The organism is Nocardia sp. NPDC058640, from assembly GCF_042716995.1.
Classification (GTDB): domain Bacteria; phylum Actinomycetota; class Actinomycetes; order Mycobacteriales; family Mycobacteriaceae; genus Nocardia.
In genome coordinates this window covers 55,811-79,343 of sequence record NZ_JBHXRG010000004.1, presented here as the reverse complement: position 1 = coordinate 79,343, position 23,533 = coordinate 55,811, and the positions used below count along the sequence as shown (strand labels likewise).

19 protein-coding genes are annotated in these 23,533 nt (G+C 66.4%); 7 read left to right on the top strand and 12 right to left on the bottom strand.

Annotated features, from left to right (window positions below; all coding sequences use genetic code 11):
- The first annotated feature begins 33 nt into the window (after window positions 1–33).
- Window positions 34–810, top strand: coding sequence for a DsbA family protein (locus ACFWU5_RS08325; protein WP_379266598.1), 777 nt, complete (start codon window positions 34–36; stop codon window positions 808–810).
- Window positions 807–1,373 carry a vitamin K epoxide reductase family protein gene (locus ACFWU5_RS08320; protein ID WP_379243512.1) on the top strand — a complete coding sequence of 189 codons (567 nt, stop codon included), beginning with the start codon at window positions 807–809 and terminating at the stop codon, window positions 1,371–1,373. Before ACFWU5_RS08325 ends, ACFWU5_RS08320 begins: the two co-directional genes overlap by 4 nt.
- Here ACFWU5_RS08320 and ACFWU5_RS08315 read toward each other — a convergent pair.
- Both ACFWU5_RS08315 and ACFWU5_RS08310 read right to left on the bottom strand, forming a co-directional pair.
- On the bottom strand, window positions 1,352–2,800 hold the full coding sequence (locus ACFWU5_RS08315; RefSeq protein WP_379266597.1) for an alanine/glycine:cation symporter family protein: 1,449 nt from the start codon (window positions 2,798–2,800) through the stop codon (window positions 1,352–1,354). The two genes, ACFWU5_RS08320 and ACFWU5_RS08315, sit on opposite strands and share 22 nt — an antisense overlap.
- A 98-nt stretch (window positions 2,801–2,898) precedes the next feature.
- Window positions 2,899–3,435, bottom strand: coding sequence for a TetR/AcrR family transcriptional regulator (locus ACFWU5_RS08310; protein ID WP_379266596.1), 537 nt, complete (start codon window positions 3,433–3,435; stop codon window positions 2,899–2,901).
- 87 nt (window positions 3,436–3,522) lie between these two features.
- Between ACFWU5_RS08310 and ACFWU5_RS08305 the strand changes: the two genes are divergently transcribed.
- On the top strand, window positions 3,523–4,806 hold the full coding sequence (locus ACFWU5_RS08305) for a condensation domain-containing protein (protein ID WP_379266595.1): 1,284 nt from the start codon (window positions 3,523–3,525) through the stop codon (window positions 4,804–4,806).
- Window positions 4,807–4,846: 40 nt separating this feature from the next.
- Here the strand turns inward: ACFWU5_RS08305 and ACFWU5_RS08300 are convergent, their stop codons facing one another.
- A complete protein-coding gene (locus ACFWU5_RS08300; RefSeq protein ID WP_379266594.1) occupies window positions 4,847–5,917 on the bottom strand; it encodes a S1C family serine protease in 1,071 nt (356 codons plus the stop codon).
- 117 nt (window positions 5,918–6,034) lie between these two features.
- Here ACFWU5_RS08300 and ACFWU5_RS08295 point away from each other — a divergent pair, with 117 nt between their 5' ends.
- From ACFWU5_RS08295 to ACFWU5_RS08285, 3 genes are all read left to right on the top strand, one after another.
- Window positions 6,035–7,087: an NAD(P)-dependent alcohol dehydrogenase gene (locus ACFWU5_RS08295; protein ID WP_379266593.1), complete on the top strand. Its 1,053-nt coding sequence runs from the start codon at window positions 6,035–6,037 to the stop codon at window positions 7,085–7,087.
- Between the two features lie 64 nt (window positions 7,088–7,151).
- Window positions 7,152–8,324: an AI-2E family transporter gene (locus ACFWU5_RS08290; RefSeq protein ID WP_379266592.1), complete on the top strand. Its 1,173-nt coding sequence runs from the start codon at window positions 7,152–7,154 to the stop codon at window positions 8,322–8,324.
- Between the two features lie 7 nt (window positions 8,325–8,331).
- Window positions 8,332–9,063 carry a ZIP family metal transporter gene (locus ACFWU5_RS08285; RefSeq protein WP_379266591.1) on the top strand — a complete coding sequence of 244 codons (732 nt, stop codon included), beginning with the start codon at window positions 8,332–8,334 and terminating at the stop codon, window positions 9,061–9,063.
- A 9-nt stretch (window positions 9,064–9,072) separates the two neighbouring features.
- Here the strand turns inward: ACFWU5_RS08285 and ACFWU5_RS08280 are convergent, their stop codons facing one another.
- The 4 genes from ACFWU5_RS08280 to aceA all read right to left on the bottom strand — a co-directional run bounded on the left by ACFWU5_RS08280 (window position 9,073) and on the right by aceA (window position 14,564).
- Window positions 9,073–9,642: a VOC family protein gene (locus tag ACFWU5_RS08280; protein ID WP_379266590.1), complete on the bottom strand. Its 570-nt coding sequence runs from the start codon at window positions 9,640–9,642 to the stop codon at window positions 9,073–9,075.
- Between the two features lie 96 nt (window positions 9,643–9,738).
- Window positions 9,739–12,063: a 5-methyltetrahydropteroyltriglutamate--homocysteine S-methyltransferase gene (gene metE, locus ACFWU5_RS08275; protein WP_379266589.1), complete on the bottom strand. Its 2,325-nt coding sequence runs from the start codon at window positions 12,061–12,063 to the stop codon at window positions 9,739–9,741.
- A gap of 190 nt (window positions 12,064–12,253) precedes the next feature.
- Window positions 12,254–13,123, bottom strand: a complete 870-nt coding sequence (locus ACFWU5_RS08270; protein WP_379266588.1) for a 3-hydroxybutyryl-CoA dehydrogenase — start codon at window positions 13,121–13,123, stop codon at window positions 12,254–12,256.
- 151 nt (window positions 13,124–13,274) lie between these two features.
- Window positions 13,275–14,564: an isocitrate lyase gene (gene aceA / locus ACFWU5_RS08265; protein ID WP_378709799.1), complete on the bottom strand. Its 1,290-nt coding sequence runs from the start codon at window positions 14,562–14,564 to the stop codon at window positions 13,275–13,277.
- A 542-nt stretch (window positions 14,565–15,106) separates the two neighbouring features.
- Here aceA and ACFWU5_RS08260 point away from each other — a divergent pair.
- A complete protein-coding gene (locus ACFWU5_RS08260) occupies window positions 15,107–16,240 on the top strand; it encodes a lipase family protein (RefSeq protein WP_379266587.1) in 1,134 nt (377 codons plus the stop codon).
- A 177-nt stretch (window positions 16,241–16,417) separates the two neighbouring features.
- Here the strand turns inward: ACFWU5_RS08260 and puuE are convergent, their stop codons facing one another.
- The 5 genes from puuE to ACFWU5_RS08235 form a co-directional block, all read right to left on the bottom strand.
- A complete protein-coding gene (gene puuE / locus ACFWU5_RS08255) occupies window positions 16,418–17,338 on the bottom strand; it encodes an allantoinase PuuE (protein ID WP_379266586.1) in 921 nt (306 codons plus the stop codon).
- Window positions 17,335–18,312: an allantoicase gene (alc, locus tag ACFWU5_RS08250; protein ID WP_379266585.1), complete on the bottom strand. Its 978-nt coding sequence runs from the start codon at window positions 18,310–18,312 to the stop codon at window positions 17,335–17,337. Before alc ends, puuE begins: the two co-directional genes overlap by 4 nt.
- A gap of 152 nt (window positions 18,313–18,464) precedes the next feature.
- Window positions 18,465–19,694, bottom strand: coding sequence for a DUF6986 family protein (locus ACFWU5_RS08245; protein WP_379243549.1), 1,230 nt, complete (start codon window positions 19,692–19,694; stop codon window positions 18,465–18,467).
- The gene (locus tag ACFWU5_RS08240) at window positions 19,691–22,552 is read right to left on the bottom strand and encodes a molybdopterin-dependent oxidoreductase (RefSeq protein ID WP_379266584.1); all 2,862 of its coding nucleotides are present in this window, start codon (window positions 22,550–22,552) and stop codon (window positions 19,691–19,693) included. Before ACFWU5_RS08240 ends, ACFWU5_RS08245 begins: the two co-directional genes overlap by 4 nt.
- Entirely contained in the window at window positions 22,549–23,397 is an 849-nt protein-coding gene (locus ACFWU5_RS08235) for an FAD binding domain-containing protein (RefSeq protein ID WP_379266701.1), read from the bottom strand. Before ACFWU5_RS08235 ends, ACFWU5_RS08240 begins: the two co-directional genes overlap by 4 nt.
- Window positions 23,398–23,533: the final 136 nt, after the last annotated feature.

Sequence of the window (23,533 nt, the reverse complement as noted above, 5' to 3'; positions counted from 1 at the left end):
GGGGGGCCCTCGAGCGAAAGGCGTGTGACCACGGTGAGCACGGGTAACAATCCCTCGGACAAGAAGCTGACGGGCAAGAATCCGCTCGCGGCGGCTGAGGCCGCGGACAAGAAGCGCAAGATCGCGATCCAGGTCGGGGTGGCCGCGGTACTGGTCGCCCTGGTCGCCGCCATCGGCATCGGCATCGCGGTGAAGAAGTCAGACTCCGACAACGAGGGGACGGCGAGCTCTGTGGCACAACTTCCCGCGACCGGCGGATCGGTCACCGATTCGGGCACGGTCCTCATCGGCAATCCCGACGCCAAGGTCAAGGTCCGCGTCGTGGCCGACCTGCAGTGCCCCGCCTGCCAGCAGTTCGAGGCCGCCAACGGTGAAGCGCTGGCCAAGGCCGCCGCCGACGGCACCGCGTCGGTCGAATACCAGATCATCTCGTTCCTCGACAAGGCGTCGAGCACCCAGTACTCCTCGCGCGCGGCCAACGCGTCGTTCTGCGTGGCCAAGGCCGATACGACCAAATACCAGGGCTGGTTGCAGACCATGTTCGACAAGCAGCCCGCCGAGGGCAGTGCCGGTCTGAGCAACGACGAACTGGTCGCGATCGCCCAGGGTGCCGGGTACACCGACCCGGCCGTGGCCACCTGCATCAAGGACAAGCCGTACAACGACTACATCAAGCAGGTCACCCAGGCCACGCTCAAGAGCGGCGTCGAGTCCACTCCGTCGGTGTACATCAACGGCAAGCTCGAACAGTCCGACGCGATCTTCACCGAGAACGGCCTGACCTCCGTGATCGCTGACGCGGCCAAATGATCACCGCCCCCGCCCGCTCGGCCTGGCTGCTGTTGATCGCCGGGCTGGCGGGCTGGCTGGCGTCGTTCACGCTCACCGTCGAACGGTTCAAACTGTTCGTCGACCCGGATTACGTCACCTCGTGCAGCATCAACTCGGTGCTGTCGTGCGGGTCGATCATGAAGACCGACCAGGCCGCGGTGTTCGGCTTCCCCAACCCGCTACTCGGCGTGGTCGGGTTCTCCGTCGTGGTGACACTCGGTCTGCTGTCGGTGGTCGGCGTCGGTTTCCCGCGCTGGATCTGGGGCGGGATGTGGATCGGCACCGTGCTCGGCATCGCCGGGTTGTGCTGGTTGATCTTCCAGAGCCTGTACCGGATCAACGCCCTGTGCCCGTACTGCATGGTGGTGTGGGTGTCGGTGCCGGTGCTGTTCGCGGTGACCACGCAGGAACTGTGGGGTCGCTCGCGCGGGCCGCTGGGGATTCTCGCGGAATGGCGTTGGACGCTGGTCGTGGTGTTCTACGCCGTGGTGCTGCTGCTGGTGTTCCTGAAGTTCCAGGACTACTGGCTGAGCCTGGTCTGACTTTCGGCCTCCGACCAGCACTGCACGCCCGCCGGGTCCGCGACATCGGCACTGTGCACGTACACCGGATCCTTGCCCGCCCGCTGCTGCGCCCGGTAGTCGGTGAGCAGCCGGAACGCGATCACCCCCAACGGAATGATCGCGGCCATATTGACCAGCGCCATCACGCCCATGAACACGTCGGCCAGATTCCACACCAGCGCCACCGACCCCAACGCCCCGCCGAACACCGCCAACAGCACCAGTACCCGGAACGCGGTGAGCACCTGGGGACGGGTGGTGATGAATTCGATGTTGGTGCGCCCGTAGTAGAAATTGCCGATCATCGAACTGAACGCCAGCATGAACACCACCGCGGTGAGCACATGCCCGGCCCAGCCACCGAGGGTGCTGGTCAGCGCGCTCTGCGTGAGGTCGGCACTGCGCCGTTCGGACAGATCCGGGTCACTGGTCAAGATGATGAACGCGGTGATCGAACAGATCAGCAGCGTGTCGAAGTACACGCCCAGCGCCTGCACCAACCCCTGCTTCACCGGGTGCGAAACATCCGCCGCCGCAGCAGCATTGGGCGCCGACCCCAACCCGGCCTCGTTCGAGAACATCCCCCGCCGAATCCCCTGCGCGATCGCGACCCCGATCCCGCCACCGACCACTTCCCGCAACCCGAACGCCCCACCGACGATATCGGCCACCACGCGCGGCAGATCACCGATGTTCAACGCCACCACCGCAATTCCCAACAGCAGATACACCAATGCCATCACCGGAACCAACACCTCGGTGATGTGACTGATCCGCCGCACCCCACCGAAGATCACCAACCCCAACAGCACCACCAACCCGAGCCCGACAACCGGCGCGTACCAGTCGCCGTCCAGCGCCGACAGCGACACCCGACTGGTCGCCACGATCGTGTTCGACTGCACCGCGTTGAACACGAACCCGAAGGTCACGGTGATGATCACCGCGAAAAGCAACCCCTGCCACCGCCGCCGCAACCCGTACTCCATGTAGTACGCGGGCCCACCCCGAAACGTCCCCGGCTCACTCTCGCGCCGCTTGTACAGCTGTGCCAACGTCGACTCCACGAACGCCGAAGCCGCCCCCACGGTCGCCATCGTCCACATCCAGAACACCGCCCCCGGCCCCCCGACACTGATCGCGGTGGCCACCCCCGCGATATTGCCCGTCCCCACCCGAGCCGCCGCCGAAATACTGAACGCCCCGAACGCCGACACCGACTTCTTCCCGTCCGCCGCGACGGGCCCCTTCTCCGCCACCACCCGAAACATCTCCGGCAACATCCGCAACTGCACAACACCACTACGCGCGGTGAAATACACCCCGGCCACCACGACCAACGGAATCAACAACCAATTCCAGAAGACATCGTTGATATCCACGATCACCGAGTTCAGCGTGTCCATAGCCCGACGCTACCGCCGTCACGCAGCGTGAACGGTCAGGCTGCCCGCCGATGTCGCCAGGTCCGGCCCGGACGGTGCCATGCGGGCGGTGGCCGACTTCAGGCCAGCAGTGCTCTGGCGCCCGCCGTGAGATCGGTGGGCGTCGGCGTGTTGACGGGGTCGATCAGCCACTGCAACAGCAGCCCACCGATCATCGTCTGTAGCACCGCCCCGACAGTGTCGTCGCCGTCCCCGAACGAATCCGCCAGTCCGCGACGGGCCTGCTGCTGCGCGGCGGCGAGTTCGGCGCGCAGTTCCGGCGAGTGCAGCGCCTGCGTCAGACACTGCGCGTTGGCGCGCCACAGCGGCGGGTTCTGGGCGAACGAGTCGAGCAGATTCCGCCAGAAGGCCTCGAGCCGGGCGGTCGGATCGGCGGGATCGTCGGCCGGCAGTGAGTCCAGGATCTGCGTCACCGCGGCCGCGCTGGCTTCCAACATCGCCTGCTGCAGCAGCTTGTCGCGGGTGCCGAAGTGGTAGTTGATGGCCGCGAGATTGGTGCCCGACGCTGCGACAATGTCGCGCACGGTGGTGCGGGCGTAGCCACGGTCGGCCAGGCACTGTTTGGCGGCTTCGAGGAGATCTTCGCGGGTTCCCACCTGCGCACGATAGCAAACACCTGTTTCTGACAGCTGTTTCAAACAAACGTCAGTGACAAGCGTTTGAATCGCAGGTACCGTCAGAATATGACCGCGCGACGACGTATCTCCCCGTTCGAATCCAACTACTTCGGCATCGACACAGCCCTCGGCAGCGTGCCGACGGCCGGAATGCCCCTGTTCATCGGCACCACCGTGTTCGGCACCCTCGACCCCACGATCCTGCGCACAGTCCTGGACGACCTGACCGCCGCGCACCCACTGCTGCGCAGTCGGGTGGTGACCGAGGACGGAGTGCGGTACTTCGTTCGCGACGACGAGTTCCGACCCCGATTCGACATCGTCGAAGGTGGCGAAGCGGAGTACCTCGCACTGGTCAACGATGTTCGAGATTGGAGCGACGGGCTGTTTCGCGCGTATCTCCTGCGCTCCGGCCAGCGTCAGCAGGTAGTGCTGGTCGTGCATCACGGAATCTCCGACGGCAGATCAGGATTCGCGTTGCTCGCCCAGATGTGGCAGCTCTATACCGCGCGAGCCACCGGAGATGTTGCTCCAGAAGCCGTTTCGAGGTCCGAACTGCCCGCAGCCTTGGATACCCGCCTAGCCGAACAAGTTTCGACCGCAAGCGCACAAGAATGGCTGAACCAGATCAGAGCGGGCGCGGCGACGATGGGCCCAGAGTCCGCGCCGCGCAACCTACCTCGCGACGGTGGCGACGACGATCCACTGGGCAGATTCGCGATGCAGCGCGTGGAACTGACCGCCCAGGAGACCGCCGCCCTCGTGGCGATCGCCCGCACCGAGGGCCTGTCGGTGAACAGCGTGCTCACCGCGACGGCCCTGGCAGCCCTGCGAACCCGCTTCCCCGAAACAGGCACCGTAACGATGTTCTGCGGCCAAGCCGCCGACGTCCGCGCGGAATTCGATCCCCCGGTCCCCGCCGACACCCTGGCCAATTACGCCTCCGGCGCAGGCATCCTCATCCAAGTAGCCGACGACGCCACCCAACTGGACCTCGCCCACCAAGTCGAAACCGCCCTCCACGCAGCCCTGTCCCGCCGCGAACCCGCGATCTTCCCCCTCGCCGCACAACTACCCCACGACGACCTCACCACAGCCCTACTCTCCGCACCCCCCACCCTCGCCCTCTCCAACATCGGCAAACTCCCACCCCACACCCTCCCCGACGACATCGCCTTCCTCCGCGACGACATCTACGCCATGGGCCCCGCGATGCCCCCCAAAATCACCGCCTTCACCCTCGCCGCCCGCCTCACCCTCCAACTCGAATACGACACCACCCTGTACAGCCGAACCCAAATGGAAAAACTACGCCTGACCTTGGTCGAACTGCTCCAAACCATCGAATGATCGACTCGACCGCGTACAACGTGGAGGAGAGCGCTGACTGCTAGGTCGGGGTGCCCTGTGCCAATACCGCTTCGACCGTTCGGGTGACGCCGTCGGGAGAGGTGACGTCGAGGCGGACGGGGTCGGCGGGTTTGCGGAGGTTGATGGCGGCGCTCAGGGCTTTGGCGGTGGTGATCGAGACGCCGTCGATGGCGGTGATCACGTCGCCGATGGTGATGCCGGCTTCGCGGGCGGGTTGGCCGTAGAAGGCCCAGCTCACCTGGGCTCCGGCTGGTCTTCCGTCGATCACCTGGACGCCCAACGTCGCTGTGGGCCCGATGTGGACGGTATCGGTGGGCGTGCCCGAGCGGATCTGGGTCACGATGCGCATGGCGGTGTCGATCGGGACGGCGTAGCCATTGGGTGGGTTGCCTTCGGTGCGGGATGCTTCGCCTGAAGCTGCGGTGATCACGCCGATTACCGCGCCCGTCGCGTCAGCCAGCGCGCCGCCGGATTGTCCGCCCATCACCGGCGCGGCGACTTCGACCATGCCGTTCAGTGCCTTGCGGGTCAGGTCGGCGGAGTTCATGGCCACGATCGTGGCGTTCAGGTCGGTGATCGGGCCGGTGACCGCAGTGGGTTCGCCGCCGTCGCCACCCGCGTCGCCGATGGCCAACACATCCTGGGTGATGCGCAGGTCGGCTGAGGTGCCCAGGCGCGCGACCGGTAAACCCGACGCGCCTGCCAGCGACAGCAGCGCGATGTCGGCGCCGGAGTCGTAACCGAGCACGGTGGCCTCGTAGACCAGCCCGTTGGCGATATCGGTGACGCGCAGTTCGTCGGCACCCTTGATCACGTGATGACTGGTCAGAATCTGCCCGTCTGCGGTGAGCACGATCCCCGAACCCGCCGCTCCGCCCCCGAAACCCGCGGTCTCGACATCGATATTGACCAGCGCCGCCTCCACCTGGTCGGCCACCACCACCGGGTCCATCGGTACCAACACCGGAGCCTGCGCTTGCGCCACGAATTGGGGTTCGACCAGGGCGAACTCTCCGCGATACCCGAGAAACGCGCACACCCCGAGCAGCGCGACAACCATCGTCACCAGTAATCGACTGACACGTCTCACCGCACATGTCCTCTCTCACGAGCCGACCAATCCATTGTGACGTGATTTCGCCGTCCGCTGGTCTCGATCCGGACCCGACTGTTGGCAAAGCCCGTATGCGGCTGTAGGCATGTAGCCATGAGCACTGCTGCCGCCTACGCCAAGCCTTCGCCCGAAGGGCCCTTCGAGAAGGTCACCATCGAACGTCGCGAGGTCGGCCCCGACGATGTGTTGATCGACATCAAGTACGCGGGCATCTGCCACTCCGATATCCACACCGCGCGCGACGAATGGGGTGGCGCGCAGTACCCGTGCGTGCCCGGCCACGAGATCGCGGGCATCGTCGCCGCGGTCGGTTCGTCGGTGCGCAAGTACAAGGTGGGCGACCGGGTGGGCGTGGGCTGCCTGGTGAACTCGTGCGGTAAGTGCGTGCCGTGTTTGGCGGGCGAGGAGCAGTACTGCGCCAACGGTGCCACCTGGACCTACAACTCGCCGGTCCCCGAAACCGCGCAGCCCGGCGGGTACACGATGGGCGGCTATTCCACCCAGATCGTGGTCGACGAGAGCTTCGTCGTCGCGATCCCCGAAGGTATCGGCCTCGACGTCGCCGCACCGCTGCTGTGCGCGGGCATCACGCTGTATTCGCCTCTGCGACACTGGAATGCGGGCCCCGGCAAGAAGGTCGCCATCATCGGAATGGGCGGTCTCGGGCACGTCGGTGTGAAGATCGCCTCGGCGCTGGGCGCGGAAGTCACCGTGCTCAGCCAGTCGCTGCGCAAACGCGACGACGGCCTGCGCATGGGCGCGGACCACTACTACGCCACCAGCGACAAGCAGACCTTCCGCCAACTGCGCGGCCAGTTCGACCTGATCATCAACACCGTGTCGGCCGACCTGCCCATCGACAACTACCTGCGCCTGCTCGCCCTCGACGGCACCCTGGTCATCCTCGGCCTGCCGGAGAACCCGATGAGCGTGTCCGGCCGCAACCTCGCCGGGTACCGCCGGTCGCTGGCCGGTTCGATGATCGGCGGCATCGCGCAGACCCAGGAGATGCTGAACTTCTGCGCCTCACACGGCATCGGCGCGGAGATCGAACTGATCTCCGCCGATGAGATCGACTCCGCGTACGAACGGGTGGTCGCCAGCGACGTGCAGTACCGGTTCGTCATCGACACCGCCACCGTGTAGTTGTTCGGGTCGGTGGCACGCGCGCCGACCGGCCGGAGGCGCCCGCGCTGGGTACCGTGAGTTCGTGGTCGCCGAGGACGAATCCGCTGAACCCGCCGTCGACGTGAGAGCGCTGCCCGCCTCCTGGTCGGTGCGCACCCCGCCGCGGTGGCTGCCGCGGGCGCTGCTGTACGCGGTGCTCGCGGTGGCCGGGTTGATCGCGGCGTTCTGGGTGCTGGGCAAGATGCAGGGCCTGCTGACCGTGCTGCTGGTCTCGTTGTTCCTGGCGTTCGCGATCGAGCCCGCGGTGAATTGGCTTGCCGCGCGCGGTGTTCGGCGCGGGGCGGGCACCGGGCTGGTATTCGGGTTGGTGTTGGTGGTGATCGTCGCGTTCGTGTGGACGTTGGGCGCGTTGCTGATCAACCAGGTGACCATGCTGGTGCAGAACGCGCCCGGTTACGTGCAAGACCTGGTCGATTGGGTCAATGTCACCTTCCACCAAACGATTTCGGGTGAGGACCTGACCAAGTACGCCTCGGAGTGGAGTTCCACGATCGAGAAGTACCTGGTGAGCATGGCCGGAAACGTGTGGGGCATAGGCACTGTCGCGATCGGGGCGCTGTTCCAGCTGCTCGGAGTACTGCTGTTCACGTTCTACTTCGCCGCCGACGGCCCGCGTTTTCGCACTTGGGTGTGCTCGCTGCTGCCGCCCAGACAGCAGAAACATGTGCTGCGAGCCTGGGACATCGCGGTCGAGAAAACCGGCGGCTACATCTATTCGCGCGCACTGTTGGCGCTGTGCTCGGCGATCGCGCACTACGTCGCGCTGCGCGTGCTCGACGTGCCGTCGGCGTTCGCGTTGGCGCTGTGGGTAGGCGTTGTGTCCCAGTTCATTCCGACCGTGGGCACGTACATGGCCGGTGCGCTGCCGGTACTGGTCGCGTTGGTGCACGACCCGATCACCGCGCTGTGGATCCTGCTGTTCATCGCCGCCTATCAGCAGTTCGAGAACTATGTGCTGCAGCCGCGCATCACCGCGACCACCCTGGACATGCACCCGGCGGTGGCGTTCGGGGCGGTGATCGCGGGCGCCGCGTTACTCGGGCCGACCGGTGCGCTGCTGGCGATCCCGGTCACCGCCACCCTGCAGGGTTTCGCGGGCGCCTACGTGCGGCGCTATGCCGTGGCCGAAGAGCCCGAAGCCACACCTTCGAAGAAGAAGCGCAAGCCCCGCAAGCCCGAACCCACCGACGAATAGGCGGACCATGGCGATCCTGTTGTCCCTGGTGTCGATGCTGTCGACCCTGTTCGGCGGATTCGTCGCTATGCGCATCGGCGACCGCAAACACCTGGTCCTCGGCTTGGCCGCGGGCGTGATGCTGGGCGTGGTCGCCTTCGACCTGATCCCGGAGGCGCTGGAACAGTCCGACGGCCAGTTCCACGGCATCCCCGTGGTGCTCATCGCCGCGGTCATCGGCTTCCTCAGCCTGCACATCATCGAACGCGCGGTCGCGATCCACAAAGGCCACGAGCACGAATTCGGTTCGCACAAGCACGGTTTCGAGTCCGTGGGCCTGCTCGCCGCGGGCGGCCTGATCTTCCACAGCACCCTGGACGGTTTCGGCATCGGCCTCGGCTACCAGGCGGGCGCGGCCGTCGGCATGTCGGTGGCGATCGCGGTGATCTGCCACGACTTCGCCGACGGCTTCAACACCTTCACCATCCCCACCGTCTACGGCAACGCCCGCAAACGCGCCCTGATCCTGCTGGCCATGGACGCCATCGCCCCCGTCGTGGGCGCTATCCTCGGCACCATCATCCACGTCCCGGAAAACTGGATCGGCCTGTACATGGGCTACTTCGCCGGCTTCCTGCTCTACCTGGCCACCGCCGACATCCTCCCCGAAGCCCACGCAGGCCACCCCTCCCGCCTGACCCTGCTGTGCACCATCCTCGGCGTGGCCGCGATGTTCGTCGTGGCCGCACTCAGCCACTGAGATACGGGGTTACTGTCGCTTCAACGGCTCGCCGGGGATGTCGTCGTAGAGACCTAGATCCTCGGAGATTCTGGTCAGCTCGGACAGACCTTCAGCGCGTCCTTCGGCTTCCCGGTGCGTCTGCGGGGTGTCCTCGCCCTCGCGGGCGCATCCCGGCATCAGAACCACCGGCCGCGGGACGAGCATGACGATCCACCCGTCAGGATCGGCAAAACCCATGCCGCCGTTGGCCGCCCAGTACGGGTTCTCCACCGTAACCGGTTCGGCACCGAACTCGCCGAGCCGCCGCACCACTTCGAACATCGGCGCTTCACCGTCGAAATAGAGCACCAGCAGATTCTCGGCGCTGGGCGCGGTGCCCGGACTGCGGTCGACGTGGCTGGTGAATTCCAGGTGGTAGTCGGTGCCCGGCAGTCCGACCATCACCCCGTCGTACCCGGCATGGTTCTCGAACCGATGCAGCTCGTGCAGCCCGAGCCCCTCGACGTAGAACCGAACCACCTCGTCGAGCTGATCGGTCGGGCGCGCGATCCGAACCTGCGCCACGCGTAGGGAGTCCGGCCAGGTCTGCGCATCCATACCTGAACGGTACGGGACGCCAGTGCAGCCGAGGTCGAGTCCAGTGAACGACGAAAGGGGTACACCGCAGCCGGTGTACCCCTTCGTCTTGTTCGCCTATTCCGCGCTAGCGGATGCTTCCAGAGCAGCCAACGCCCGCCGACGAACCCGGCGAGCCGCGGCAACCATGTTCCGCAACGAAGGCTCCAACTGCCAGTAGTGCCGAGTCTTGAGCCCACCGTCAGGATTGGCCCACAACCGTTGTGGCGTAACAGCATTCGCCGCCTGCGTGAGCAGTTCGTCGAACTCGTCGATATCGGGGATGCGTGCCGAACGGCTCTCGTACACACCCGGCCCCACGCCGTGGGTGAGTCCGTGGCCGGTGGACAGGTCCTCGGTGAGCGCCTCGATGACCCATTCGATGGAGCGGGTGGCCACGATCGCGGTGACGTCGGCGTCGAGTTGATCGATCGCGTCGACCACCTCGGTGCGGCCGGAATAGCCGATGTGCGTGTGGATTTGGGTGTCGGGGCGCACGCCGGAGGTGGCCAGCTTGAACGCGCCGACGGCCCAGCGCAGGTACTCTTCGCGGCCGCCGGGGCGGGCGGGGAGCAGTTCGCGGATGGCGGGTTCGTCGACCTGGATGATCGCGATGCCTGCCTTCTCCAGGTCGACCACTTCGTCCCGAATGGCAAGTGCCACCTGGTCGGCGGTCTCGTAGAGCGGCTGATCCTGGCGCACGAACGAGCGCGCCAACATCGTGACCGGCCCGGTGACCATGCCCTTGACCGGTTTGTCGGTCAGTGACTGCGCGTAGGCGGTCCATTCCACCGACATCGGCGCGGGCCGGGCCACGTCGCCGTAGACGATAGGCGGTCGCACGCAACGGGATCCGTACACCTGCACCCAGCCGAAGCGGGTGGTGGCGAAGCCGTCGAGCTGTTCGGCGAAGAACTGGATCATGTCGTTGCGCTCGTGCTCACCGTGCACGAACACGTCCAGGCCGATGTCTTCCTGCAGCGCGATCGTGGCTTCGATCTCGGCTTCGACCAGCTTGCGGTAGTCGTCGTCGGACAGCCGACCCGAGGCCACCTCGTGGCGGGCTTGGCGCAGCTTGGAGCTCTGCGGGAACGAGCCCAGCGTGGTGGCGGGCACCAGCGGCAGGTTCAACCGCTGCTGCTGCGCGGCCGCGCGCACGTCGTAGGGGGCGCGTTCGCGCATCTGCGGCGTCACCGCGTACACCCGCTGGCGCACCGCGTGCTTCTGCTTGAAGTGCACCTCGGTGGGCCGCTTGCGCCAGTTCTCCGAGGGGCCCTCGGTCAGGGCCTTCGCGAGCGAAACAACCTCGCCCACTTTCTGTTTCGCGAAGGCGAGCCGGTCGGCGACGTTGCCTTCGATGTCGTACTCGGCGAGCACGTCGTAGGGCACGTGCAGCAGCGTGGTGCCGGTGGACACCACCAGATCCGGGCACACCTCGGCGATCGAGTTCAGGTAGTTCAGCGTGACGACACGGTCCGCGCGCCACACGTTCTGACCGCTGATGACACCCGCGTAGATCCGCTTGCGCTTGATCCCCGGAATGGCCGCCAGTTCCTCGGGCTGCATCCGGTACGACGCCAGATCCAGGCCGATGGCCTCGACATTGCTGGCGGCCAGAATCCGCAGCGCCTCACCGAAGTCGCCGTACTGCCCGGTGACCAGGATGCGCGGGCGCAGCGGCGCCTTCGACAGCTGGGTGTACGCCTTCTCGAACGCGGCCAGTTCCTCGGGCGTGCGTTCCCCGGTGAAGCACGGTTCGTCCAGCTGCACGCAGGTCGACCCGCGCTTGGCCAGGATCGAGAACAGTTCCTCGTAGAACGGCAGCAGCTGGTCGAGCAGGCTCAACGTGTCGAACTCGGCCTCGCCCGGCACGTGCCCGGCCTTGGACAGCAGCAGCAGCGACACCGGCCCCAGCACCACCGGACGCAGTTCGATCCCGCGCTGCGCGGCCCGGTCCCACTCGTCGAGCAGGGCTTCGGGGTGCAGCGAGAACGTGGTGTCGGCGTCGAGTTCGGGCTGCCGGTAGTGGTAGTTGGTGCCGAAGAAACGCACCAGTTCCAGCGGCGGGGTGTCCGGGTTGCCGCGCGCCATCAAGAAGTAGAAGTCCAGCGGGTCCAGGCCCTCCTGGAACTGCTTGAATCGCGACGGCACCGCACCGAACAGCAGCGCGTTGTCGAGGATGTGATCGTAGAAGGAGAAGGTGTTGCCCGGCACCTGCGTGAGTCCGGTGGCGGCCAGCTCGTTGAACTGACGCTCCTGGATATCGCGGCCAACCTGGCGCAATTCCTCGCGTTCCATCGATCCGCGCCAGTACGACTCGAGCGCACGCTTGAGCTCTCGGTGCGGACCGATCCTCGGGTATCCGAGAACGCTCGACCCGAATCCATCGGTGACGTTGACCATGACCGCCGATACTCCCTTTCGATCACACGCTGCGCTCGACATAACACCGGATGCGCGAGCGCGTCCGGCTACAGCAGCTTAGGCCGCAACCCCGACCCTTCGCCGTTCCCCCTGCAAACACCCAGGAAAAGGCCGAAGGCCACCGGCATCGCGTCGCAGCTGATGTCGGTGGCCTCCGGGTAGCAAACTCTTATTTGCCGTACTGGTAGAAGCCGGCGCCGGTCTTCTTACCGAGCAGCCCGGCTTCGACCATGCGCATCAGCAGCGGCGGGGCGGAGTACAGCGGCTCCTTGAACTCGGAGTACATCGAGTCCGCGATCGACTTCACCGTGTCCAGGCCGACCAGGTCGGTCAGCGCCAGCGGGCCCATCGGGTGCGCACAGCCGAGCACCATCGCCTTGTCGACATCGTCCTTGGTGGCGAAGCCCGACTCGACCATGCGAATGGCCGAGAGCAGGTACGGCACCAGCAGCGCGTTGACCACGAATCCGGAACGGTCCGCCGAACGCACGATCTGCTTACCCAGGATCTCGGCGGCGAACTGCTCGGCGCGCTTGGCGACCGGCTCGCTCGTCTTCAGGGTGGTGACCAGCTCGACCAGCGGCAGCACCGGCACCGGGTTGAAGAAGTGCAGACCGACCACGCGCTCGGGGTTGGCGGTGGCGACGGCGATCTTCATGATCGGGATCGAGGAGGTGTTGGAGGCGAGCACGGCGTCGGGGTCGGTGACGACCTTGTCCAGCTCGGCGAAGATGGCCGTCTTGACCTCTTCGTTCTCGACAACGGCCTCGACCACCAGCTGACGGTCGGCGAAGTCGCTCAAATCGGAGGTGAAGCGCAGCCGCCATGCGGCCTGCTCCCGCTCACGCTCGGTGATCTTGCCACTGCTCACACCACGATCCAGCGAACGCAGGATGCGTGCGCGACCCGCGGCAGCGAGTTCACGGGTGGTCTCGTAGACGAGGACATCGACATGCGCGCGTGCGCACACTTCGGCGATACCAGCGCCCATCTGTCCGGCGCCGATGATGCCAACGCGCTGAATCTTCTCGCTGCTCACGTTCCGCTCCTGTACTTTTTGGCGGCTGGCGCCGGGTTTGCGACCCACAATATAGGGATGCCCTCCCCTGTCGGGGCTGATCGACAGGGGAGGGCGTACACCCCTACTACTGCAGAGGAATTGTGTTGCTAGTCAAAGCAACACGGGCGGATCAGTGGAACTGACCCTCTTCGGTGGAGCCCTTCAGGGCGGCGGTCGACGTGTTGGGGTCGACGGTGGTGGCGATGGTGTCGAAGTAGCCGGCACCGACCTCACGCTGGTGCTTGATGGCGGTGAAGCCACGCTCGGCAGCGGCCTTGAACTCGCGCTCCTGCAGGTCGACGAACGCGGTCATGCCCTCGCGAGCGTAGCCGTGCGCCAGGTCGAACATGCCGTAGTTGAGCGAGTGGAAGCCCGCCAGGGTGATGAACTGGAACTTGAAGCCCATCGCGCCGAGCTCACGCTGGAACTTCGCGATGGTCGCGTCGTCCAGGTGCTGCTTCCAGTTGAAGGAAGGCGAGCAGTTGTAGGCCAGCAGCTGGTCCGGGAACTCGCTGCGAACCGACTCGGCGAACTTGCGGGCGACCTCGAGATCGGGGATACCGGTCTCCATCCAGATGAGGTCGGCGAAGGGGGCGTAGGCCTTGGCACGCGCGATGCAGGGCTCGATGCCGTTCTTCACACCGAAGAAGCCCTCGGCGGTACGGGTGCCGTCCAGGAACTCACGGTCGCGCTCGTCCACATCGGAGGTGATGAGGGTGGCGGCCTCGGCGTCGGTGCGGGCGATGATCACCGAGGGCACGTCGGCGACGTCGGCGGCCAGACGCGCGGAGGTCAGGGTGCGGATGTGCTGCTGGGTGGGGATCAGCACCTTGCCACCGAGGTGGCCGCACTTCTTCTCCGAGGCGAGCTGGTCTTCCCAGTGCACACCGGCGGCGCCGGCCACGATCATGGCCTTCTGCAGCTCGTAGGCGTTCAGGGCGCCACCGAAGCCGGCTTCGGCGTCGGCCACGATCGGGGCGAGCCAGTTCTTGACGGACTCGTCGCCTTCGACCTTGGAGATCTCGTCGGCACGCGACAGGGCGTTGTTGATGCGACGCACGACCGCGGGAACCGAGTTCGCCGGGTACAGCGACTGGTCCGGGTAGGTGTGGCCGGACAGGTTGGCGTCACCGGCGACCTGCCAACCGGACAGGTAGATGGCCTTCAGGCCGGCGCGAACCTGCTGCACGGCCTGGTTGCCGGTGAGGGCGCCCAGCGAGTTGATGTAGTCCTCGTTGTTCACGAGGTCCCACAGGATCTCCGAACCGCGACGGGCGAGGGTGTGCTCCTCGACGACGTTGCCCTGCAGCTTGGAAACCTGCTCGGCGGAGTAGGTGCGGGTCAGGCCCTTCCAACGCGGGTTGGTGTCCCAATCCTGCTGGATTTCCGCTGCGGTCTTCGGGGTGCCGGGGAGAGACATCTCTTGACTCCACTTCCTCGTGTGGTCGGTACTCGCAGCAGTCGGCGTGCGAATCAACCGGCGGCTGAACGCTTTCGGTTGCACATCTCGTACTGCTGGAGCAATTTGCAGGCTTGCTAGGACTTACTAGGGCCCAAGGGGTGTACTTCCAAACAATGGCACACCCAGAAATGGCCGTCTACCTGTTGGTTGTGTGAATCTCAGCTAGTTTTGCAGGCCCGTTTGCTAACTTTGCGAAATTAGCGGGTTAATTGCAAGGGCCCCGCCTACCGAGGGGTAGTGCTGACCAGGAGTTTTAGCATAACGCTCGTACTGTTAGAGATCATCGGGTGGGCGAGCTCCGACACCCCCGACCCTTCCAGGGTGTGATCGGTTTCACCCACCACGCCGGACACGAACGGTGTGCGTGTCGTCACTCGTTTCGGTCACGGTGCGGGTAGCCCCCAGAAGTGGGTGCATCGCCTCGCATACGAGACACTCACCCCCGAGATGAGCGCGCCCAGATCCTGGACGCACGTCCATCAAGAAGGAAGAGTAGGTCCATGAGGATTTCGAGGATCGCGGCGACTTCGCTGATCGTGCTGGCCGCGACACTGAGCGTGGTGCCGGTGGCCGCCGCGCAGCCGGCAGGCACCGTCGTCGGCGTCGAGCCGCTGTCCGCCGCGGCGACCCTGCCCGGTTCGGCGAACGCGCAGCGCCTGCTCTACCGCTCGACCACCGCGAACGACCAGCCGACCACCACCAGCGCGGCCGTCTACTTCCCCGCGGGCGAGGCACCCGAAGGCGGTTGGCCGGTGATCGCGTGGGCGCACGGCACCGTCGGTCTCGGCGACGACTGCGCGTACAGCGTGGCGGGCCCCGCGGCCGTCGAGCGCGATTGGGCTTACCTGGGCACCTGGCTGGACCAGGGGTACGCGATCGTCGCCGCCGACTACGCGGGCCTCGGCGGTCCCGGCGAGCATCCGTATCTGAACGGTATCGCCGAAGCCCACAACGTGGTCGACGCGGTCAAGGCCGCGACCCAGCAGTACCCCACCCTGTCGAACAAGTGGGCCGTGGTCGGCCAGTCCCAAGGCGGCGGCGCGGCGATCACCACCGCCCGCTACGCCACCGAATTCGGCGGCCCCACACTGGATTACCGCGGCGCGGTAGGTACCGGTGTGCCCGCCTACATCGAAGACGTCATCCAACTCGTAGGCCCCGAAATGCCGCCGATCCACCTGAGCTCCCACCTCACGGCCTATGTCCTCTACATCCTCAGCGGCCTCCGAACCACCTACCCGCACCTGGACATCGACAGCTTCCTCACCGATTCCGGCCGCACCTGGCTGGCCCGAGCCCAAACCACCTGCATCACGCCCCTCGGCGACGAACTGTCCGCCACCGAACCGCCGGTAGGCAGCTTCTTCACCCGCCCCCTCGCCTCGATCCCCGACATCCACGGCCTGCTCACCACCTACATGGGCCTGCCCGAATCCGGCTACGACCGCCCACTTTTCATGGGCCAAGGCCTCTACGACACCGACGTGGTAACCCCCGAAACCCTCCGCTACGCCGCCGTCCTGGCAGCCAACAACCAACCCCTCACCTTCCACGCCTACCCCACCGACCACGACGCCACCGTCAACGCCTCCCTGGTCGATTCGGTGCCGTTCGTGCGGACCCTGTTCGCCTGAGCCGGTCCACACCGCCGGACCAACCGGCGTAATCGCCCACTTCGCCTTCAAAAAGTCAGAAAACTGATTCTGAAGCGGCCGATTGGGCGATTACGCCGGACTCACGCGCGATTCAGAGCGTGTGACACCCACGGGCATCCCCCAGCCCCGAGGTTTGCGTATCCGCCCCCGCTCGGGTCAGCCGCCAAGCGATTGCTCGCCCGCCGGGTGGACCTTGTGCCAGTGTTCGGCGATGTCGATGCGGCGGGTTATCCACACCTTGTCGTGGGATTGGACGTGGTCGAGGAAGCGTTCCAGGGCTGCGGTGCGGGCGGGGCGGCCCGCGATGCGGCAGTGCAGGCCGACGGAGAGCATTTTGGGGGCGCCTTCGGTGCCTTCCCGGTAGAGGACGTCGAAGGCGTCGCGCAGGTGGGCGTAGAACTCGTCGCCGTTGGCGAAGCCTGCCGGGGAGGCGTAGCGCATGTCGTTGGTGTCGAGGGTGTACGGGACTACCAGGTGGTTCTGGCCTCGGACTTCGGTCCAGTAGGGCAGGTCGTCGGCGTAGGAGTCGGAGTCGTAGACGAAACCGCCGTGTTCGACGACCAATTCGCGGGTGCGGGGTGAGTCGCGGCCGGTGTACCAACCGAGCGGCGCCGCGCCGGTGAGTTCGGTGAGGATGCGCACGGCCTCGGCCATGTCGGCGCGTTCGGTTTCCTCGTCGGCCAGCTGGTAGGACTTCCAGCGCAGTCCGTGGCTGGCGATTTCGTAGCCCAGTTCCGAAAAGGCCGCTACCGCTTCGGGATTGCGTTGCATGGCGTGGGCGACGGCGAAGATGGTGAGGGGGATGCCGCGTCGTTCGAAGGCGCGCAGTACTCGCCACAGGCCCGCGCGGGACCCGTATTCGTACAGCGATTCCATGCTCATGTGCCGGTTCGGGAACGCTTCGGCGGGCGTCATCTCGGACAGGAAGGTTTCCGAGTGTGGCGAGCCGTCGAGGACGTTGTTCTCCCCGCCCTCTTCGTAATTGAGCACGAACTGCACCGCGATCCGGGCGCCGCCGGGCCACTGCGGGTCGGGTGGGGTGGGGCCGTAGCCGATGAAATCGCGTGTCTCGGTCATGCGCTCAGCTCCCCGAACAGGCGAAGGCGGGCGAGGCCGCCGTCGGGGTAGATGTCCAGGCGCACTTCTTCCACCGAGGCGGCCGCGGGGGTCAGGGCGAAGCGGTGGCGGGTGTCGGGGAGCAGGTCAGTGCGTGGCATCAGCTCGACTTCTGTTCCGTCGCTGGCGAATCCGGTCAGCGAGGCCGAGCCGGGGCTGTTGCCGAGGAAGCAGGAGGTGTCGATCTCGGCGAGGCGGATCGCGCCGGGTCCGGCCAATTTGATGCGGACCCAGTCGTTTCCGTCGTCGCGGCGGCGCGAGGTCTCCCAACCGTCGCCCATTTCGCGGGCCAGGCCGGGGTACAGCATCTGGTTGGGCGAGCTGTAGAAGCGGTTGGAGCAGTCCAGCACGATCGCACCGTTTTCCAGCGCGGCCAGGTCTAGCGGGCCTAACCCGAGCAGCGCGGGGTCGGGGCGACCTTCACCGTGCACGCGCAACCGGGCAACGCCGCCGTCGGGGTGCATGGTGAGTTTCACATGGGTCCAACGGTTTTCGTCGTCGATGGCGAAGGGGTTGCGGCTGTCGCCCCCGACTTTCACGCGGTCGAGCAGGGTCACCCAGTCGGTGCGGGCGGCGATCTCCTCGGCGGGCGGATAACCCTCCACGACCAGCGCCGACAGCGACACCTCCGGCGGAAAGTTGCCCTTGAACCAGGCGGTGTCCACCACGACGCCACGAATCACGCCCGGCACACCCAGTCGCACGATGGCCGAGTCGTCGCCGGGCTTGCCACGGTGACGGCGGGTCTCCCAGCCGTCGTACACCTGGCCTTTGTGGCCGAAGGTCGACGGCTGATACTCCGACGGGCCAGGGCTGACCAGGTTCTCCTTCTCCGCGAAGAACTCGTCGTTCGCCCAGATCACCGAACCGCCGAGGGATCGAACCGCCAGGTCGGGTAGCAGCGTGAAATCGTCGCCGCCGGGGTGTGTGCTCACCGTGTCTCCTCTGCTCGGGTGCGCGCGAACTATCCGCTGTGCACCCCGTTGTGTACTGCTACTGCTGTCGCCGCGCGCCCGGCTGGATTCACTATCGCGTCGTCATACCTCCATGGTGCGACATCGGCCGAAGCCGGACCTGTTCGACCACATCACGGCGCCTGCGGTGGGGTGCGCCGAGCGACCAGCGCCTCGAGCACGGGAACGGTGAGTTCCGGTGCGCGCGCGACCAATTCGTCGTCGGTGGTCGCCCCGCAGCGCAGTCCGCGCAGGACCGTGGTGGCCAGCGCTTCCGCGGTGGCGGGCTCGTCGACAACGCCGCCGGAGCGGCGATCGAGGTAGGCCTGCAGGCGCGGCACGGCCACGTCGGTGGCGGTGCGGAAGAAATCGTAGGTGGCCAGCCAGCGGGTGACCAGGTGGCCGGGGTGCATGTCCCAGCCCTGGTAGTAGCCGCGACGCAGGGCGCGTTCGACCAGGCGGTGGTGGTTGCGGAAGGCGCCTTCGGGGTCGACGTCGGGGGTGATCTGAGTGGACCCGTCGCAGATCCAGACGCCGGTTTGCGCGGCCGCGACCTGCATGACGGACTTGGCGAAGTCGGCGGCCGGGTGGTCGAGGGTTTGGTCGGTGGCGGCGATGCCGCAGGCGGCGGTGTAGTCGTAGGTGCCGAAATGCAATGCACTGCAACGGCCCTCGGCAAGGTGGATCATCTTGGCGATAGGGGCGGTGCCGTCGGGGGCGATGATCGCCTGCGGGCTCTCGATCTGCAGTTCGAAACGCAGCGAGCGATCAGGCAGGCCGTGAGCGCGCTCGAGACCAGTGCACAGATCGACGAGTGCTGAAACCTGTTCGGCCGCACGGATCTTCGGCACCGTGAACACGAACCCGGGCAGAACGCCACCCGCCCCGTCGAGAACCAACTCCAATGTGCGCAGTGCGCGCCGCCGCTCGTTCGCCGCCAGCCCCTTGGTGCGAACTCCGAATGACTCAGGCGCACCGGGCTTTCCGGCCCACGCAGCCAAAGCTTCGCCCGCAGCGGTTGCCGCCGCGTCCTCTACGTCATCGGCCCGGAATCCGTAACCGTCTTCGAAGTCGATGCGCATGTCCTGCACCGGCGAATCGGTGAGACGGCGGCGGACGGCGGGCAGGGCACCGGTCGCGTCGAGACCGACGAGGAAGTCGGCGTGTCGATGCAGCAGGTCGAGGGCCGTGGCGCCCCATTCGGCGGGGGTGTCAGCGCTGGCGCGGTCGGCGGGCACGTACGCGGTGTGCACGGGCTGCACCCGGTCACCCGCTCCGGGATAGCGCACGCGCAGTTCGGCGTCGACGGAGTCGAGCACGGAATCGATCCGAGCCCGAATGTGTTCGGGGATACGGGTATTCACCCGGCGGTTCCTTCCTGGATGGTCCGCCACACACGGTCGGCGGTCATCGGTAATCGGTTCGGGCGGGCGCCGACGGCGTCGCGGATCGCGTTCGCCAGGGCCGGTGCCACCGGGTTGTAGGGGGACTCACTCATCGATTTGGCACCCAGCGGGCCCAGTTCGTCACTGGTTTCGGCAAAATAGACCTCGGTGCGGGGCAAATCCGCGAACTGCGGGATGTGATAGTGCCGCAGTGTCTTGGTGGTCACGATGCCGTTCTCGGACCGCATGTCCTCGTAGAGGGCAGTTCCGAGGGCCTGCGCGACGCCGCCTTCGACCTGCCCGCGCAGCTGGACCGGGTTCAGCACGGTACCCGCGTCGGCGACCTGGATCGACTGCAGAATCTTCACCACGCCGGTCGACGGCTGCACCGCGACCCGGAACGCGTGGACGTTGAAGCTGACCGAGCGTGGGGTGCCCGCATGGGTGCCGTGGGCGAGGAGTTCGCCGTCGGCCAGCAGTTGGGTGGCGGTGATCAGCTCCGCGCCGCAGCGCACGCCGCCGGCTTCGAGCAGACAGTCGCGTTCGGGATGACCGCTGACCTTCGCGGCCCTGGCCAGCAGCATCGCGTGCAGTTCCAGCGCCGCCGCGTAGGAGGCTTTGCCCGCGACCATCGTGCCGGTGGAGCCGAACGCGCCGGTGTCGTGGCCGACCAGGTCGGTATCGGACTGGCGAATGATGATCCGTTCGGCGGCGGTGGCCAGCGCCGTTGCCGCGAGTTGGGCGTGCACGGTGGTGGTGCCGTTGCCGAATTCGGCTGTCCCGACGCTCATTTCGTAGCGGCCGTCCGGCAGAAGTCGTGCGGTCGCATCGGCGTGGTGTCCGTTCGGCGGGACGGTGGCGATCATCGCGACCGCCATCCCTTCGCCCACTTGCCATTCCGCGCTCGGTGCCTCGGCTCCGTTTCCTCGCCGCAGGGCGTGCTGGGCGGTATCGAGGCACTGGTCGAGACCGTAGCTGCCGAAAGTCAGGTCTGATTCGTCGATTTCGGCGCCGGTGAACTGGTCACCGGGGATCACCACGTTGCGGCGACGGAATTCGAAGGGGTCGATGTCGAGTTCGCGGGCGAGTTCGTCGATGGCGGATTCGACGCCGAAGCTCACCTGGCCGAGGCCGTAGCCGCGGAAGGCGCCGGAGGGAATGTTGTTGGTGTACACCGCTTGTGCGTCGACGCGTTTGTTCGGGCAGCGGTAGACGGCCACGGATTCGCCGACGGAATGGAACAGCACGCCCGCGCTGTGGTTGCCGTAGGCGCCCGCGTCGGCGAGGACGTCGACCGAGAGGGCGGTGAGGATACCGGACGCGTCGGCGGCCGCGGTGACGGCTACGCGCATCGGGTGACGGCAGGTGGCCGAGGTGAATTCGTCGGTGCGGGTGAACTCGTATTGCACCGGGTGGCCGGTGCGTAGAACGGCCAGTGCGATGAGGTCTTCGGCCAGCATTTCCTGCTTGGCGCCGAAGCCGCCGCCGAGACGAGTGGCGAAGACTCGCACGCGGTCTCGGTCGAGGCCGAAGACGTGGCACAGTTCGTCGCGCACGAGGAACGGGACCTGGGTGCTCGAGCGGATGACGAGCCTGCCTGCGTCATCGAACCAGCCGATGCCGCCGTGGGTCTCGAGGTGCACGTGCTGCACGCGCGGCGAATTCCACACGCCACTCACCACTTTCGCCGCCTGTTCGAGACCGGCGTCGAAATCACCGATACCGCCGTGGATCTCGGCGATCAAGTTGCGTTCGGGATCGGCGATACGTGCCGACTCCGGCTTGTCGCCGTGCAGCTTCGGCGCACCCTCAGCGAGCGCGGCCTCAGGCTCGAATACCACTGGCAAAAGCTCATATTCGACGGACAAAGCCCGCACCCCAGCCCGCGCGGCATCGAGGGTCTCCCCCACGACCGCGGCCACTCGCTGACCCACGAACCGCACGGTGGTATCGAGCACGAACGTGTCGTCGGGATCGTCCTGCCGCAGTTCGTGTCGGGCCGTGGAAAACGCCGTCTTCGGCGCATCCCCCTGCGTCAACACCGCACGCACGCCCGGAACAGCCTGCGCCGCAGCCACATCAATGGAAACGATCCGTGCGTGCGGATGCGGACTGGTCAGCACCGCCAGATGCCACGGCGCCGTCGGCGGCATCTGCTCCCCCGCCCCCGGCACCACATCCATGGTGAACGCTTCCCCACCCCGCACGATCCGCGACCCCGCAGGAGCCCGAACCCCGTCCCCGATCTGCCCGGCCCCATACTTGCGCCGCATCACCCCACCGACCCGTGACTCCACGGCCGGCGTTTCACCGCACGAGGTTCCTCCGTGCGCAGCCGAGTCGGTTTCACCAGTTGTGCACAGCGATGCACAGGGCGCGGCGAGCGAATCGGCAATCGACCGGTACCCCGTGCACCGGCACAGGTTCCCCTTCATCAACTCGGCCCGCTCGGCACCGGTGACGTCCTGCGCCGACAGGTTATCCACAGCAGTGTCGGCCCTACCCGCAGCCAACCCGGACGCCGTCACCACCATGCCCGCCGTGCAGAACCCACACTGAAATCCAGCGTTCTCCACAAAGCGCCGCTGCACAGAATTGGGTCCGTCGCCGTCGCCCAATCCAGCCGCCGTAGTCACCGAACGGTCGGCGGCACGGTGCGCCGGAATCAAGCAGGAATGAACCGGCTCGCCATCGAGCAACACCGAGCAAGCACCGCAATCCCCTGAGTCACAACCCTTTTTGACCGCCAGCTCGCCGTGTTCCCGCAGGACTGTGCGCAGGCACTGGCCGGGGCGGGCGTCGACTTCGGCCGAGACGCCGTCGATATCCAGCCTCATAACCGCGCCCCCCGTAACTCGGCAGCCACTTCGGCAGCCAGCAGCCCGGTCACATGCTCACGCCAGTCCGGCGCACCGTGCGGGTCGTCGAACCACACGTCGGCATCGATGTCGGCCAGCGCATCGTTCAGGTCGGAATCGGAAGGGGGAAAGTCGAAGTCGAGCACAATCGGCCGCACGGTAGATGCGGTGATCGTGATCGCACACCGGCCGTCAGCCTCGCGCCTACCCATCACCACAGCCCCGGACCGACCGAGCGGAGCAAGCGCGATCTTCCGAAAACTGGTCTGCGCCACCAGACTCGCCATCGGCACCACAAAGGAACGAACGACAGCACCTGCGGCCAGCACGTTATCCCCAGGCCCAGTCACGAAGTCACGCAGCACAATTCGCCGCTCACCACCACCACGCGGCCACACCACCGCGGTCGCATCCAAAGCCACCAGCGCACCCAGCACCGCCCCGGCTGGCAAAGACAGACACACATTCCCACCAACAGTGGCCGTCCGCCAGATCTTGTGCGAAGCCAACAGCGCCCGACAAGCCTGCGCGAACAAAGCGGTCCCCGGCCATTCCTTCCGCAACACAGCCGACCCGAGTTCTCGCCCAACCCGCGCACCGGCGAACTCCGCCAGCGTGCACGTCGCCGCGATCTCCAACCCCTGCGCGGTCGCCGTCAGCGGCGCCCATCCCAGCGTGGTGATGTCGACCAACCGGTCGAGATGATCGTGCGGTTCGGAGAACAAGAAGGTGCCGCCCGCCAGCACCGCACTACCCGCCCCGACCTGCGCCAAATCGGCGCGTTCGCGGGCGAGAACCACCTCGGAAACAGTATCCAGATCCACGTTCACCTCGCTACCCTCTCCGGCCACAGTAGGGGCCGGGAGTTGCCACGATGTTGCACGAAACCCGCGCCAGATTGCGCCGCGGTTAACCCGGTGTACGCCCTCCAGTGTGCGCCGATCCGAACAAAACCGCAGT

Excerpts from the sequence above, each read along its gene's own strand:
- ACFWU5_RS08320 (WP_379243512.1), top strand. The coding sequence starts at position 807 with ATGATCACCGCCCCCGCCCGCTCGGCCTGGCTGCTGTTGATCGCCGGG.
- ACFWU5_RS08315 (WP_379266597.1), bottom strand. The coding sequence starts at position 2,800 with ATGGACACGCTGAACTCGGTGATCGTGGATATCAACGATGTCTTCTGG.
- ACFWU5_RS08305 (WP_379266595.1), top strand. The coding sequence starts at position 3,523 with ATGACCGCGCGACGACGTATCTCCCCGTTCGAATCCAACTACTTCGGC.
- ACFWU5_RS08295 (WP_379266593.1), top strand. The coding sequence starts at position 6,035 with ATGAGCACTGCTGCCGCCTACGCCAAGCCTTCGCCCGAAGGGCCCTTC.
- ACFWU5_RS08285 (WP_379266591.1), top strand. The coding sequence starts at position 8,332 with ATGGCGATCCTGTTGTCCCTGGTGTCGATGCTGTCGACCCTGTTCGGC.
- ACFWU5_RS08280 (WP_379266590.1), bottom strand. The coding sequence starts at position 9,642 with ATGGATGCGCAGACCTGGCCGGACTCCCTACGCGTGGCGCAGGTTCGG.
- metE (WP_379266589.1), bottom strand. The coding sequence starts at position 12,063 with ATGGTCAACGTCACCGATGGATTCGGGTCGAGCGTTCTCGGATACCCG.
- aceA (WP_378709799.1), bottom strand. The coding sequence starts at position 14,564 with ATGTCTCTCCCCGGCACCCCGAAGACCGCAGCGGAAATCCAGCAGGAT.
- ACFWU5_RS08260 (WP_379266587.1), top strand. The coding sequence starts at position 15,107 with ATGAGGATTTCGAGGATCGCGGCGACTTCGCTGATCGTGCTGGCCGCG.
- puuE (WP_379266586.1), bottom strand. The coding sequence starts at position 17,338 with ATGACCGAGACACGCGATTTCATCGGCTACGGCCCCACCCCACCCGAC.
- ACFWU5_RS08240 (WP_379266584.1), bottom strand. The coding sequence starts at position 22,552 with ATGAGGCTGGATATCGACGGCGTCTCGGCCGAAGTCGACGCCCGCCCC.